General features: G+C 62.4%; 13 protein-coding genes and 1 tRNA gene. 8 read left to right on the forward strand and 6 right to left on the reverse strand.

Going from position 1 to position 14546, the window contains the following annotated elements; genetic code table 11:
- Positions 1 to 4: 4 nt before the first annotated feature.
- Positions 5 to 1219: an MFS transporter gene (locus J7557_RS07455; protein ID WP_291418872.1), complete on the reverse strand. Its 1215-nt coding sequence runs from the start codon at positions 1217 to 1219 to the stop codon at positions 5 to 7.
- 166 nt (positions 1220 to 1385) lie between these two features.
- Between J7557_RS07455 and J7557_RS07460 the strand changes: the two genes are divergently transcribed.
- Entirely contained in the window at positions 1386 to 1712 is a 327-nt protein-coding gene (locus J7557_RS07460) for a DUF718 domain-containing protein (RefSeq protein WP_291418874.1), read from the forward strand.
- 133 nt (positions 1713 to 1845) lie between these two features.
- On the opposite strand, the gene J7557_RS07465 is transcribed toward J7557_RS07460, so the two are convergent.
- Positions 1846 to 2451 (reverse strand): MarR family transcriptional regulator, encoded by a 606-nt coding sequence (locus J7557_RS07465; protein WP_291418875.1) that lies wholly within the window; start codon positions 2449 to 2451, stop codon positions 1846 to 1848.
- A gap of 141 nt (positions 2452 to 2592) precedes the next feature.
- Here J7557_RS07465 and J7557_RS07470 point away from each other — a divergent pair, with 141 nt between their 5' ends.
- Positions 2593 to 4170 (forward strand): MDR family MFS transporter, encoded by a 1578-nt coding sequence (locus J7557_RS07470; RefSeq protein WP_291418877.1) that lies wholly within the window; start codon positions 2593 to 2595, stop codon positions 4168 to 4170.
- A 166-nt stretch (positions 4171 to 4336) separates the two neighbouring features.
- Here J7557_RS07470 and J7557_RS07475 read toward each other — a convergent pair whose 3' ends face one another.
- Both J7557_RS07475 and J7557_RS07480 read right to left on the reverse strand, forming a co-directional pair.
- Positions 4337 to 6058, reverse strand: a complete 1722-nt coding sequence (locus J7557_RS07475; RefSeq protein WP_291418879.1) for a flotillin domain-containing protein — start codon at positions 6056 to 6058, stop codon at positions 4337 to 4339.
- 134 nt (positions 6059 to 6192) lie between these two features.
- Positions 6193 to 6831, reverse strand: coding sequence for a YqiJ family protein (locus tag J7557_RS07480; RefSeq protein ID WP_291418881.1), 639 nt, complete (start codon positions 6829 to 6831; stop codon positions 6193 to 6195).
- A 338-nt stretch (positions 6832 to 7169) separates the two neighbouring features.
- Here J7557_RS07480 and J7557_RS07485 point away from each other — a divergent pair, with 338 nt between their 5' ends.
- From J7557_RS07485 to J7557_RS07495, 3 genes are all read left to right on the forward strand, one after another.
- Positions 7170 to 7790, forward strand: a complete 621-nt coding sequence (locus J7557_RS07485) for a hypothetical protein (protein WP_291418883.1) — start codon at positions 7170 to 7172, stop codon at positions 7788 to 7790.
- A gap of 85 nt (positions 7791 to 7875) precedes the next feature.
- Positions 7876 to 9969, forward strand: coding sequence for a molybdopterin-dependent oxidoreductase (locus J7557_RS07490; protein ID WP_291418885.1), 2094 nt, complete (start codon positions 7876 to 7878; stop codon positions 9967 to 9969).
- Positions 9969 to 10229 (forward strand): hypothetical protein, encoded by a 261-nt coding sequence (locus J7557_RS07495; RefSeq protein WP_291418887.1) that lies wholly within the window; start codon positions 9969 to 9971, stop codon positions 10227 to 10229. Before J7557_RS07490 ends, J7557_RS07495 begins: the two co-directional genes overlap by 1 nt.
- A gap of 535 nt (positions 10230 to 10764) precedes the next feature.
- Here J7557_RS07495 and J7557_RS07500 read toward each other — a convergent pair.
- Complete coding sequence (locus J7557_RS07500; RefSeq protein WP_291418889.1) at positions 10765 to 11538, reverse strand: sulfite exporter TauE/SafE family protein; 774 nt, start codon at positions 11536 to 11538, stop codon at positions 10765 to 10767.
- A gap of 278 nt (positions 11539 to 11816) precedes the next feature.
- Here J7557_RS07500 and J7557_RS07505 point away from each other — a divergent pair, with 278 nt between their 5' ends.
- A complete protein-coding gene (locus J7557_RS07505; protein WP_291418890.1) occupies positions 11817 to 12257 on the forward strand; it encodes a glyoxalase superfamily protein in 441 nt (146 codons plus the stop codon).
- A 573-nt stretch (positions 12258 to 12830) separates the two neighbouring features.
- Positions 12831 to 13535 (forward strand): glutathione S-transferase N-terminal domain-containing protein, encoded by a 705-nt coding sequence (locus tag J7557_RS07510; protein WP_291418892.1) that lies wholly within the window; start codon positions 12831 to 12833, stop codon positions 13533 to 13535.
- A gap of 63 nt (positions 13536 to 13598) precedes the next feature.
- Here J7557_RS07510 and J7557_RS07515 read toward each other — a convergent pair whose 3' ends face one another.
- Positions 13599 to 14135, reverse strand: coding sequence for a DUF2147 domain-containing protein (locus J7557_RS07515; protein WP_291418894.1), 537 nt, complete (start codon positions 14133 to 14135; stop codon positions 13599 to 13601).
- Between the two features lie 217 nt (positions 14136 to 14352).
- On the opposite strand from J7557_RS07515, the gene J7557_RS07520 reads away from it, so the two are divergent.
- A tRNA-Ser gene (locus J7557_RS07520) sits at positions 14353 to 14442 on the forward strand.
- Positions 14443 to 14546 lie beyond the last annotated feature (104 nt).

Here is a 14546-nt window from a genome sequence, read left to right on the forward strand (position 1 = left end):
AACGCTAGGTCGCCTCTGCCGTCCGCAATTCGCCAAGCCGCGAAACATTGCCAAAAGCCATGATCGCTGCGCCCACAACGGCAACGCCGGCGCCCACCATCAACGCAAAGCGATAATTCCCGCCCGTCGTCAGCAGTCCGAAGGCCGTCGCCCCCAACAGGTTAGCGGCAATGGCCACGACATCCATCAGCGATGTCGAAAGGCCCACCCGGCCTTTGATCGCATCCTGCACATAGGGGATGTTGACGCTCATCAGCGCCGCCGTCCCCAGCCCATTGAGCAGCAGCAGCCAGTAAAACGCCGTCATGCTTGTGAGAATGCTGGAAATGCCGATAAACGCCGCCATCACCAGACCTGCTGCAGCCAGCAGCGTTTCCTTGGTCCACCTGGTAGTGAGATAGGCGAGCAGCAGCATGCACGGCGCCTCGATCGCGGCGGTGAGCCCAGCATAAAAGCCCACATCGGTAACGCTCCCGCCGAGATCGCCAACGATGAATAGCGGTACCGTAAAGGTCAGGATGCGCATGGCCGCGGTCATCACCACCAGCCCCGCGAGACCAGCAAGCGTACCGAAGGGCAGGGCGAAAGTGGACAGCAGCGACGCCCCCTCCGCCCGCACCGGCGGCGGCATCTGCACCGCGGTCGCCTTGTCTGCCATCAGCAGCGCAAAGATCGCCGCCACGGCCGCATAGCTCAGCGACGAAGCCAGATAGACATTGAAAATATCGAACTCCGCCGCGATCCAGCCCGCCAGCGGCGGCACGACGATCCAGGCGAGCGTAAACACCATGCGCAGCGCCGTGACCATGAAATCAGCGCGCTTGGGATCATGCGTCACATAGTAGACGCGCACATAGGCAAAGCACTGCCCATAGCAGGCGCCGGCAACCGGCATGACCAGTGCCATGGCGATCATGAAGCTGAGCTGCGTCGGCCAGACATAGATCATGCCATGGGCAATGATCCCGGCCAGGGCAGTCGCCAACACCAGCAAGCGCCGGTCGGGCAGCTTGTCGGAAATATAGCCCAGCGTCAGCGACACCAGCGTGCCCAATATCGACCCGCCCGCCATGACCGAGGCAAACCAGCCTGGCGACATGCCGAGCGTGTCGACGCCCACGAGCGAGGCATAGGGCATGGTGGCGGCATAGGTGACGCCCGAAAAGAACATGTTCGTTCCGAGCAATGCCGTCACCGGCAAGCGTGGTCTCGCAGTCATTGTCCCCTCCCAGAGAGCGGCAAGACCTAGCGCCGGACCCACATTTCGTCCATCGAAATCGATTTCGATAGCTCGAAATCCGCTGTGATAGGCCCTTTCAGAGGAGTAGAATGAAAACTCCGCGTCAGGTCCCGTGGGCCTGGGCGGCCAACATGGGAGGCCCTTGATGACGGCCTACAATATCGTGCGTATGCGGGTGAAACCCGGTTCGGAAAACGCGTTTATTGCCCATCACGATGCTTTGCTGAAAACGGTCGGAGAGGAATTGAAGGCCGCAGGCATGCGTCGCTTCAGCCTCGTCAAGACCGGCGACCGCTCCTATTGCGTTCTGGGCGAATGGGATGGTTTTGACAGCATCGTCAAAGCCCGCCCGGCCATGATCAAGTCGCTCGATGGCCTGCGGCCAATGCTGGAAGACCTCGGCGGCGATCTCGGCGTCACCGACCCGGTCTCGGGCGAAGCCGCCGCCGAATACGACATGCGAACGCACTAGCAGTCCGTAGTTTTCAAGAGGTCTATTCTCGATCGTCACCACCGGGCTTGTCCCGGTGGTCCATGGCTTGCCGAGATGGATTGCCGGGACAAGCCCGGCAATGACGGCAACCAAATGTGTTGTGTCGTCCTGTCTATGCCGGCTCCCGCACGCCCGCCCGCGCAATCCCTTCGGCCAGCGCGGCGACTTCGTCCGCATGCTTTTCCGCCGCCGGATCGATGCCGTCCATCCAGGTCCCAAAGCGCTTGAGCAGTGGCACAAACACGGCAAGGTCCTCCTTGCTCCATTCGCCCAGGAAATCGCCCATGACTAGGAATTTGTAGGCGCGCACCGCTTCCACCACAGCCCGTCCGCGTTCGGTCAATTCGATAATGGTCCGTCGCGCATCCGCCTGGCTCACCGCCCGGCGCGCATAGCCTTGGTCTACCATGTCGCTCACGAGGCGGCTGGCGCGTGACGGGTCGATATTGATCCGCTCGGCCACCGTCGCCACCATGGTTTCGCCCGGCGCTTCGGCCGAGTCCATCGGCCCGGCAATGGCGAACAACACATCCAGTTGCGCCAGATCCAGCTCGATCTTGAGATGCACCAGCGCCCGCTGACCCAGCTCGCGTTTTTGCGCGCGCCGCCGCCACTTCTGCATCAGGCCGTCGATTTCCACCACCGCCTCGGCGGTTTCGGCATCGAGCCCGGCCTGCATCAACACCTTGTTCATCTCGTTTTCTACACTCAGCGGCATGGCAGCCCCCGCAGTTTTGCATGCTATCTGCAATTGCATGCTATTGACATGTAATTGCTTGCAGCACATTTATGCCGTCAGAATTCATTTCGCAAGGGCCGACGCCGGGCGCCGGTCCTCTCTATTTTGAGGATTGCCCCAATGTCTCAACCCATTCAACCGGCCGAAGCGCCGCAGGACCAGTCGACCAAGCTGGTTATCGGCGCCGTTGCCGTAACCCTGCTTCTGGCCTCGCTTGGCCAAACCATTGTTTCCACTGCTCTTCCCACCATTGTCGGCCAGCTCGGCGGGCTCGATCACCTGACCTGGGTGGTCATCGCCTATCTCCTGAGTTCCACCGTCGTGGCGCCAATCTATGGCAAGCTCGGCGACCTCTACGGCCGCAAGATCGTGCTACAGGCCGCCATCGTCATCTTCCTGGTCGGCGCCGTGCTTTCGGCCACGGCCAGCTCCATGACATTCCTCATCTTCGCCCGCGCCATTCAGGGTCTCGGCGGTGGCGGCCTCATGGTCGTCGCCATGACCGTGGTTGCCGACATCATCCCCCCGCGCCAGCGCGGCAAGGTGCAGGGCCTGTTCGGCGCCGTCTTCGGTGTTGCCACCGTTGTCGGCCCGCTGCTCGGCGGCATCATCGTCGAGCACATTTCCTGGCAGTGGATTTTCCTCATCAACCTGCCGCTCGGCATTCTGGCGCTCGCCGTCATCGCCGTGGCCCTGAAGCCGCGCGCCGATCGCGTCTCGCACAGCATCGACTATGCCGGTTTCGTCCTGCTCTCGGGCGGCCTCACCGCCTTTGTGCTCGCCACCTCGCTTGGCGGCAACACTTTCGCCTGGGCCTCGGTCGAAATCATCGGCCTCATTGTCTTCGCGGTCGCCGCGCTCGGCACCTTCCTCTGGGTCGAGTCCCGCGCCGCCGAACCGGTCCTGCCGCTCTCGCTTTTCCGCAACAATACGTTTGCAGTGACCAATGCCATCGGCTTCCTCGTCGGCATGGCCATGTTCGGCTCGATCACGTTCCTCCCCATGTATCTGCAGCTCGCCAAGGGCATTTCGCCCACCGAATCCGCGCTACAGCTCGTGCCCATGATGATCGGCCTGATCGGCGCCTCGACCCTCTCGGGCTTCTTCATGACCCGCACCGGCCGCTACCGCATCCTGCCGCGCCTCTCGACCTTCGTCCTGATCATGGGCCTGATGCTGCTCGGTTCCATGCAGCTTGATACCCCGTCCTGGCTGGTCGCCATCTACATGTTCCTGGTTGGAACAGGCATTGGCCCCGTCAACAGCGTCAGCGTCACCGCCACGCAAAACGCAGTGCCCCGTGACGTCGTCGGTGCCGCCACCGCCGGCACCACGCTCTTCCGCCAGATCGGCGGCTCCATCGGCGTGTCGGTCTTCGGCGCCATCTTCTCGAGCGGTCTCGCTGCGCGCCTCGGCGATGCCATGCCGGCGGGCGGTGGCGCCAGCAGCTTCAGCGCCCAGGCTGTCGCTGCCCTGCCAGAGGCGACCCGCAACATGGTGCTCGAAGCCTTCGCCGGCGCCCTGCATCCGGTCTTTTTCACCGCCGCCGGCGCCGCTATCCTCGCCTTCGGTCTGACCTTCCTCCTCGAAGAACGGCCTCTTTCCAGCACGCTGCGCAAGGAGCCCGAAGCCGAAATCAAGGCCGAAGAAGAAGGCGCCGCATCGGTGGTTGGCGCCCCTGCAACCGCGACATCATAGGGCAGGGGGCAATGGCCCCCTCGCCCTCCACATGCACCGCGTCATTCCCGCGAAAGCGGGAATCTCTGTTTCAAACACCAGAGAGGGATTCCCGCTTTCGCGGGAATGACGCGGTGGAAAATTGACCAAGCAAAGATGCTGCCGCGTGATTGTGGATCTTTAGAACCTACTTCCGCCCCTTCGGCTCCACCGGCGATCCTTGTGTCACCGAACTCGCCAGCCCGTCCAGCGTCCCGCCGGCAATCCCCAGCTCACTCATCAGCGCATCGATCAGCGGCGCCTGGCTCCGATAGCGCAGTGCTGCCGCCACGGCCTGGTCTGCCAGCCCTCCGCCACCATTGGTCGCCTCGCCCGACGCAACAGCGCCACCCGCCCCATTCAGCCCATCGACATGCAGGATCTTGATCCCGTCGATATTCTGCATCGGCTTGACGCTTTCAGCGATGATCTGGGGCAGCGCCTCGATCAGCTTTACCCGCACCTGCATGGCGATCTGCTCTGCCGAAAGTGTATTGCTCGCCTCGTTGATCGTCCGCTTGCCCTCCGCCTCAACCTTATACGTCGCAGCCAAGGCCTCGGCCCGCAGCAGTTCGGCATCGGCCGAACCCTTGGCCCCCACACGCTGCTTTTCGGCATCGGCCTCTGCCGCAATACGGATGGCCTCGGCCCGGTCGGCCGCCGCGGCCTTTTCCGCCTCAGCCGCCACAGTGATGCTGATCGCCTGCTGCTCAGCCGCCTTGCGCGCTTCGATCAGCTGAATGGCCTTCTCACGCTCGGCAACCGCCGTCTGCCGCGAAGTCGTCACCTCTTCCGCTGCCCTCGCCGCCAGCGCGCGAGCCTCGTCAGCCGCCGCATCGGCAACTGACTTTTCCTTGCTCTTGATCGACACCGCAATATCGCGAGCCTGCTCGGCCAGCGCGATCTGCTTGGCCTTCTCCACCGCCGCCGCTTCCACCGCCAGCGCCGTCGCGATCTCTCGCTCCTTCACCACTTGTTCCGAAGCGATATCGGCCTGCCGCACCTGCTGCGCCGCCAGAATGCGCGCCTCTTCGGCCTCACGTTCGCGCTCCGATTGCTGCTGCTTGATCAGCGCCGATTGCTCGGCCATGCGCACCTGGATTTCGCGCTCCTGCTCCAGCCGAGCAAATTCCTTGTCGCGCGCGATCTGGTATTTCTGCTGCTCGGCATCGAGATTCCGGCGCTCGATCAGAACCTGCGTTTCCTGCTCGATATCGTTGCGCGTCTTGCGCCGCTCTTCGATCGCCTGCGTCAGCTTGGTCAGGCCCTCAGCGTCGAAGGCATTGTCAGGGTTGAAGAATTCGCGATTGGTCTGGTCGAGCCCGGTCAACGACACCGATTCAAGCTCAAGACCATTTTTCAGAATGTCCTCGGAAACCGCCGCCTGCACCTTCTGCACAAAATTGACGCGCTGCTCGTGCAATTCTTCCATCGCCATTTCGGCGGCCACAGCGCGGAGGGCGTCGACGAACTTGCCTTCCACAAGCTCCTTCAGCGCCGCCGGTTCCATGGTGCGGCGACCCAGCGTCTGCGCCGCATTGGCGATGGATTCCACCACCGGCTGCACCCGCACATAAAATTCCGCCTGCACGTCGACGCGCATGCGATCCTTGGTGATCAGCGCCTGCTCGTTGGCGCGCCGCACTTCGAGGCGCAGCGTGTTCATGTTCACCGGGATCTGCTCATGCAGCACCGGAAACACCAGAGCGCCGCCATTCATGATCACCTTCTGCCCGCCAAAGCCGGTGCGCACAAAGCTGACCTCCTTGGACGACCGGCGATAGAGCCGCGAGACGACGAGGCCAATGGCAAACAACGCCACCAGAATGACAGCGATGATGATGAGAATATCGAGAAGGGTCTGGGACAAGGCGAAAGTCTCCTGGCTGGTGGGGGCGGGGCCTGTCGTCTGAAGGGTAAGCGGCGTAGTCGGTTGTTCTATTGGCGCCTGAACTATCGGCGGATCGGATGGGTCACCCGTGGCCGGCGTCTTGACCTTTGCCATCACTGCACCGGCTTGAGCCGGACGATGGCGCGAAACACATGGCCCTCACGACGCACCAGCACTACTTCCGAGCCTTCGGAGAGCAGCTGCTGCACGTCATCGGGCTCGACCAGCACATAGTGCGTCTTGCCATGAATATCGGTGAGTTTGGCCTCGGCCGGTTTGCCGAAGCTGGCCGTGCCGCGAAATACCGTGGCCACCCGGCCGATGAAGTCCGCCGTGCTGACGGCGTCAGTCTCCTCCCGCGGCATCAGCTTCCCTAGCCAGTGGCCCAGATGATGGGTGACGAACAACGAGAAGATCGCAGCCGGCATGCTGGCAATGGCAGGCTCCAGCGCGAACCCAAAAATCCGCCGCATGGCTTCCTGCAGCACATAGCCGCCAAGCCCAAAACTGGTGGTAACAAGAATGAGCACCACCAGCGCCGGCAGCCGGCCAAAACTCATCCAGTTGAGAAACTGGCTCAGCGGCCCCAGTTCGAGCCCGGATGCATCGGCATCCGCATCAGGCAGGGTACTGTCAATGGCCTCGCTCGGGCTCAGCCCAATCAGCACACCGGCCAGTTCGATCAGCGCAATGGCAAGGGTAAGCCCCAGAGCAACCGCGAAGGGCGCCGTTTCGGCCGCAAACAGATCCATTCCAGCCTCCCCCAAGCCGTACGCACGCCGCCAATATTGGCCGGGCCGCCCACAGGGTCAAGCCGCAGCGGCGAGCACGCGTGTCACCTCAAAAAATTCGTGCCGTTTCAATATGTTGTTCTCTTTCTCGGAATCGCAATGGCAAGCCGTTGAATCTGAATTTGAGGCAATTGAATCAAAGCGCAAGGTTGCGCATTCGCAACATGCGGCAGTCCTTGAGTGCAGCCTTCTGCCTTATGGCGGAAATGTGAATGGTCAAATCACTTTGGCTCTGTACTCTTCACGATATTCACTCGCCGATATGCGTCACCGGCTTCGTACCTGTTGGAGATACAAGCGTGCCCTTGCGTTGGCAGGAAGTGGCTTTGCCCCTTTTCGTGATTACCCTTCTTATTGCCCTCAAATATTTGCCCATGACGGCCCATCTGCCGCTCTCCCGCGCTGCTGGCGTGGTGGCCTTTGGTTATGCCGCATTCCTGGCCCTGCGCCTCGTCCAGCCCGAAGAAGGCATCACGGTCGAAGGCGGCTGGTCCGAGCTGCGCCCCTCGCTCGTCGAATATTTCGCCTGCTACGGCTCGGCCGCCCTGGCAGCGGTGCTCCTCTCCGCCGTCATCTTCATGGGCAGCGCAGTGGACACCACCCAGCTCATCGCTACCTACCTTGCCGTGCTCCTCCTTGCCGGCGGTTCGCTCGGCATAGGCATGGCCGGGCTCTTCACCAATACCCGCTGGGACAATCGCCAGGTGACCCAGCGTACTGCCCGGGGCAGCCAGACGACCATCGATTGGGCCGATGTTCGTTCCGTCAGCCCCAATTGGCGCGGCATCACCATCACCGGCACCTCGGGCCGCATCACCTTCTCCCAGTTCCACGGCGGCGCCTCCCAGCTCGCCAAACACGCTGCCACCCGCGCCCAGCGCAACGCTGAAACGGCCACCAAGGCCTTCGCCACCCTGTGACGAAAAGGGGCGCATCAGCGCCCCTTATTTCACCCATAAGCACAATGCGATTGTCGCGCGCCGCGGGCTCCTTTAATTTCCGCCCATGAACGCCCCCACGCCCCACCATACCATCCGCTCCGTCTGCCCGCACGATTGCCCATCGGTCTGTGCGCTCGATGTGGACATTCTCCCCGATGGCAAGGTTGGTCGCGTCCGCGGCGCCAAGGACGATCCCTATACGGCCGGCGTCATCTGCGAAAAGGTCGCCCGCTATGCCGAGCGCATTCATCACCCCGAGCGCCTGACCCATCCCATGCGCCGCGTTGGCCCCAAGGGGGCAGGGCAGTGGCAGCGCATTTCCTGGGATGAAGCGCTGGACGAAATCGCCACCCGCTTCCTCGCCATCGAGGAACAGCACGGCCCCGAATCCATCTGGCCCTATTTCTACGCCGGCACCATGGGCCATGTGCATCGCGACGGCATCGAGCGCCTGCGCGCCGTCCGCGGCTATTCCCACCAATACGACACCATCTGCACCGGCCTTGCCTGGCCCGGTTACGTAGCGGGCACCGGCCTCCTCGGCGGCGTAAACCCCGAACAGATGGCCGAGAGCGATTGCGTCGTCATCTGGGGCACCAATGCGGTGCACACTCAGGTCAATGTCATGACCCACGCCATGAAGGCCCGGAAAACCCGCGGCGCGAAAATCGTGGTGGTCGACATCTACCGCACCGCCACCATGGACCAGGCCGATATGGGCCTCGTCGTCCGCCCCGGCACCGATGGCGCGCTCGCAGCCGCCACCATGCACGTCCTCCTGCGCGATGGCCTCGCAGACCGCGTCTATATGGAAAAATACACGGACGTCTCGCCCGATTTCGAAGCGCACTTGCAGACGCGCACCCCCGAATGGGCTTCGGAAGTGACGGGTCTCTCGGTCCCGGAAATTGAAGCCTTCGCCCACCTCGTCGGCAATACGCCCAAAACCTTCTTCCGCCTCGGCTACGGCTTCTCCCGCCAGACCAATGGCGCCACAGCCATGCACGCCGCGCTCTCCATCCCCGCCATGACAGGCGCCTGGCAGCACCGCGGCGGCGGCGCCTTCCATTCCAATTCCGGCACCTGGGGCCTCGACAAGTCCCGCCTCGAAGGCACGCACCTGCAAAAGGGCACGCCGCGCCTCCTCGACATGTCCGAGGTCGGCCCTATCCTCACCGGCAATGCCGCGGCGCTGCAGAATGGCGCCCCGGTCCACGCCATGATCGTGCAAAACACCAACCCGGCCTGCGTCGCCCCTGACCAAACGCTGGTGCGCCAGGGCTTCCTCCGCGACGACCTCTTCCTCGTCGTCCACGAGCAGTTCATGACCGAAACGGCCGAATTGGCCGACATCGTCCTGCCCGCCACCATGTTCCTCGAACATAACGACTATTACACCCGCGGCGGCCACACCCGCATTCTCTTCGGCCCCGCCGTCGTCGAGGCGCCCGGCGAAGCCCGCTCCAATCACGAAGTCATCAACGCCTTGGCCCTGCGCCTCGGCAGTGACGATCCGACCTTCACTACCACTGACCGCGAAGTCGTCGCCGAAACCTTCGCCCGCTCGGGCCTCCCCACCATCGAAGAAGTCCAGAAAACCGGCTTCATCGACAAGGAACGCCCCGACGATGTCGCCCGCTTCGCCAAGGGCTTCGGCTGGCCCGACGGCCGCTTCCGCTTCGAGCCCGATTGGGACGCAGTCGCGAAAAAGAAGGGCTATCGCTGGGTCTGTGACCCCGCAATCATGCCGCGCTTCGCGGACCATTGGGACATCACCGAAAAGACCGATGCCGAGCACCCCTTCAAGCTCGCCACCAGTCCCGCCCGCGCCTTCCTCAACTCCTCGTTCAACCAGACCCCCGGCAGTCTGAAGCGCGAGGGCGAACCCTCGGTGTTCATCCACCCCACTGACGCTGCCGCCCACCACATCATCGATGGCGAACCCGTCACCGTCGGCAATCATCGCGGCGAGGTGCAGCTTACAGCGCGCCTATTCGATGGCCTGCCCAGTGGCACGCTCATCGCCGAGGGCCTACACCGCAACAAGGCCCATCGCGGCGGCCAGGGCATCAATATGCTGACATCAGCACAGCCCGCGCCCCCCTTCGGCGGCGCCCCCTTCCACGACGCAGCCGTTTGGATTCGAAAATCCAACTAATGCGCCTCCGCCTCGCCCCCGAATGGGAATGCTGGCCCCTTTGGGATCACGAGACGGGTGATAATCTCGACCCCCGCGACCTAAAGCTGCCACCGGCCCTTTTGGCGCGCCTCGTGGCATGGGACGACGTGTTTCAGGCCACGTTCAACCGCGACGACCCTTTGGCCAGCGTTTTGCCGGGTGAAGACTGGCAGGCAGAGGGCAGGGCGCTGGCAGAAGCGCTCAAGACAGCGGGCTTTAAAGTGATCGCCTCGCTCTAGCCACCACCGGACCTTCTTCACCTCTCCATATGGGGGAGAGGTCGGCTTGCGAAGCAAGCCGGGTGAGGGGGCCTTAGGCAAGCACCACTATCTCGTCCGTCGTCATTGCCGGGCTTGTCCCGGCAATCCATCTCGCCCCCCTCTATCACCACGTCATTCCCGCGAAAGCGGGAATCTCCCACCCGAAAACAGAGATCCCCGCTTTCGCGGGGATGACGCCGTGGCAGGTGTAGGCAGCAAATCTATCCAACTTATCCCCGCCCTCGAAATTTCTGCCATTATCTCCCTCACAACTCCGCACGGACGGTCTGCAGACGACAGTAGCGGGGAGGGCCAACCGTGGTGGATCGTCTCCATCCGCGCGTTCGGGTCCGGCGTCCCCTGCGACGAGCGATCAAAGGGCGCGATTCCGGGCTGTCCGAAAAATTGGCACCTCGGAGCGGCGACGCTTCATACTTTTACTATCCACGAAGCGCCTGCCGCTCCGAGGTTCCGTCCACCAGCCAAACCGGAGGCGAAGATCGCCATCCGGCGCTCAGCCCTGGGCGCCGTAAGCCGTCCAGAAGAAGTAGAGCGTCATCGCGATCCCATAGACGATCACGCCGATCCTGATCCACTGCGTCGGAATGTACCGCGCCAGCCGCGCCGCCACATAGCCACCGGCCGTCACCCCCACCAGCGCAATCGAGCCATGATACCAGTCAATCGTGCCATTGAGCACGAACCGCGCCACAGCCACGACGGCGATGGTCGAGGAGATGAAGAGCTTCAGCCCGTTCATCGCATGCATGTCACTCATCCCCGCCATGGCGAGGAAAGCGAGCAGCAGAATGCCGAGCCCGGCATTGAAGAACCCGCCATAGACCGACACGGCCGCCAGCAATGAGAGGATTAACACCGTCCCCAGCAGCTTCATCCCGCTCCGCCCACCGCCGCGCGCCCGCAGCGTCGCGTTGATGCGATTGCCGAAGATGAAGGACAGCACCGCAAAGGCCATCAGCCAGGGCACAACCTTGGAGAACTGCTCGTCCGAAACCACCAGCAGCAGTTCCGCCCCGACATAGCCGAATACAGCCGCGATCAGCCCATAGATGACGAGCCGATCCTTGTAGGGCGCCACCGATTTCCAATAGCCCACCGCGCCGCTCACATAGCCGGGCAGGGCTGCATAGGTATTCGACGCATTGGCGAGCACCGGCGGCACGCCGGCAAAGAGCAGCGCCGGGAAAACAATGAACGAGCCGCCACCGGCCAGCGAATTGACGGCGCCGCCAAGAAGGCCGGCAAGGAGCAGCAGAATTTCGGTCATGAAAACACCAGAGACAGACACATGTTCCTAGACCGCCCTGCGCTGTCAGCCCAACACAATTGTCTGATCGCCGCCATCACCCCGATTGATCGGCCGATCTTGACTTCCCAGCCCATGAAGCGCATTTACGCCTTCGGTTGCTGGCGCCTGCCGCTCGCGGACATCTGTCCATGGTGAAGCTCAGCCGAAAGAACGTGACACTTCGGTTTTCTCCGAGGCGCATCATGGCAAAGCGGGCACCCATGGACCAGTCGCCTCCTTTCAGGAGATGACCTTTCATGTCTTTCTCTCTCGATACCCCTTCGGCCCAGACCCTCAAATCCGAGGCCAAGAACCTGCGCGAAACCCGCGCCAGATCCGGCCAGCCGATCACCCATAGCGCCGCCCTCGAAGAGGTCGCCCGCAGTCACGGTTATCGCGATTGGAACACGGCCCGCGCGGCCTTGCCCGATCGCGTCGCCGTGCCCTTCCAGGTCGGCATGCGCGTCAAAGGCTTCTATTTGGAACAGCCTTTCCGCGGCCTGCTTATCGGCCTGCAATTGTCCACCGACATGCAGCACCACAAGGTGACCATCCAGTTCGACGAACCGGTCAACGTCACCCCAACCTTCATGTTCGCGGCGCACCGCCAGCGCGTCACCGCCACGGTCGACATCCACGGCCTCTCACCCGCTTTGCGCGGCAATGGCCAACCGCAAATGCGGCTGATGCGGGAGTAGGACCTCCCGCCTGCGCACTGAAGCAACCACACGCTCCGATGTCACCCCGGCGCAGGCCGGGATGACAGCCGGTGGGTGGCGCTGCATTTAGAGACCAAGGCGCTCCTAGAGGCGGTCTCGAACCTTCTATGGCCGTACCGTTGGCCAGGCAACTTATCCCCGTTGCTCCCAAAGCGACTAAACTAGGCCTCCAATGGTTCAGGAAGGTCTTGTCACCAACAATGCTTTTTCAACTCAGCACACGCCTCCATGGTGACGTCCCGTTCCAACTTGCCCGTGTTCCTCCCCAACCCGCGGTGTCATTCCCGCGAAAGCGGGAACCTCTGTTTCATGGCAAGAGCTTCCAGCTCTTTCGGCAATGGCGCCCGAGAGTGCACAGACCGGTGCCAGGCTAGGCTGGTTCCGGCCAAACCCTCGCACAAGCCCTCCCGACCGCTACCCCTTGACCAAACCTCCCCCAACCACTCTCCTCCCTACCCCCCAACCCCAAACGACCGATGCTCCTCGCGCCCGACCTTGCTCTTCATCGTAAAACACCGATATACCTGTTTCATCCAAACGAGGACGGTGCTCATGACCACCCAGACCAAGCCGATCGAAGCCTATTCCCTCCCCACGCCCAACGGGCAGAAGGTGCACATCATGCTCGAAGAGCTGGGCGTGCCGTGGAACTATCATCGCATCGACATCGGCAAGGGCGAGCAGTTCACGCCCGAATTCCTGGCCATTTCGCCCAATAACAAGATTCCCGCAATCGTCGACCCCGAAGGTCCGGGCGGCGAGCCGATCTCGATCTTCGAATCCGGCGCGATCCTCAAATATCTCGGCCTGAAATTCGGCAAGCTCTACCCGACCGATCCGCGCGCCCAGGTGAAGGTCGACGAATGGCTCTTCTGGCAGGTCGGTGGCTTTGGCCCCATGCTCGGCCAGAACAATCACTTCTCGGTCTATGCGCCCGAAAAGATTCCCTACGCCATCAAGCGCTACAATGACGAAACGCACCGGCTGTTCGGCGTGCTGAACAAGCAGCTTGCCGGCAAGGAATACATCACCGGCGAATATACCATTGCCGACATCGCCTCTATCGGCTGGGCCCAGGCCTGGGAGCGCTATGGCATCACCAAGGAAGAATTCCCCCACGTCCATGCCTGGCTCGAACGCATGGCCGCCCGTCCCGCCGTCACCCGCGGCCTCAATTGGGGCAAGGACGTCCCGGCCAAAAGCCTCGCCGACGACAAGGAAGCGCAGAAGGTTCTTTTCAACCAGCGCGCTCGCTAGGCAAATCAACGGATGTCACCCCGGCGAAAGCCGGGGCCCATCCCGAAATGCGAGAAAAGGCCTCTATTGGGCCGCCTGTTCTTCCGCCAGCCGCGCATCGAGCTCCGCCTGCGGCACGCGAACCCAGTCTTCGCCGCGGCAGATGACATTATAGAGCACGCAGCCATTGAGCCGCATCGTGTCCGGCCCGGTCAGTTCCACATAGCCCGAATAGGTTTTGCCATCCTGCGGGTTGTAGATTTCGCCGTCGAAGATCGTCGGCTTGTCCCCGGGGCGCAGCGTCAGCATATGAAGATCCTGCATTGGCCGGTTGCGCAGTGTCGGGTCTTCATTGCGATAGTCGAAAAACTGGTCGGGCGACATGGTAGCCGCCGCCGCGGCCTCCTCGGGGCTCAAACCCTCGGAGGGCACCACGATCGTCGTCAGAAAACCGCAATAGCCCAGTTCGCAGACCTGGATTGTCACCTCGGACAAAAGCTGCGCCCGCCAGACGCCTTCCACCGGCGAGGGCGGAAACGGATATTGCGGTGCTTCCGTCTGTGCCAGCGCCCCGCTAGCAACGCCCAACCAGCACGCGATGGTCCACTGCACCAGGCTCATCGCTCTGCCACAAATCGTCATGTCCGCCTCAGCCGCCTTGAGCCGCGATTCGTTTCCAATCGCCGCCGAGAAACCTATCTTTGCCTCCACGCGAAGGTCAAACAAATCGCCACGAAGCCAGCCGAAACTGCGCGAACCCTGATTTGCCCGACAATCTCGGCCTCCACCCAAAAACCTCTTGCCATAAAAGGCCCCTCCCGCTAGACCCGACCGCGTTGGAGAGGTGGCCGAGTGGTCGAAGGCACACCCCTGCTAAGGGTGCAGGTCCGGAAGGGCCTCGAGGGTTCGAATCCCTTCCTCTCCGCCACCCCATAAAAGTCAGTGATTTCAGTGAATTAGGCTCCCGGAAAATCTTTGGGCCTCATACACACGCATCATGCATGTGTCGTTTCGCTCTTCGGCCTAGTTGGT

The organism is Devosia sp., from assembly GCF_017744655.1.
In the GTDB taxonomy this organism is placed as follows: Bacteria; Pseudomonadota; Alphaproteobacteria; order Rhizobiales; family Devosiaceae; genus Devosia.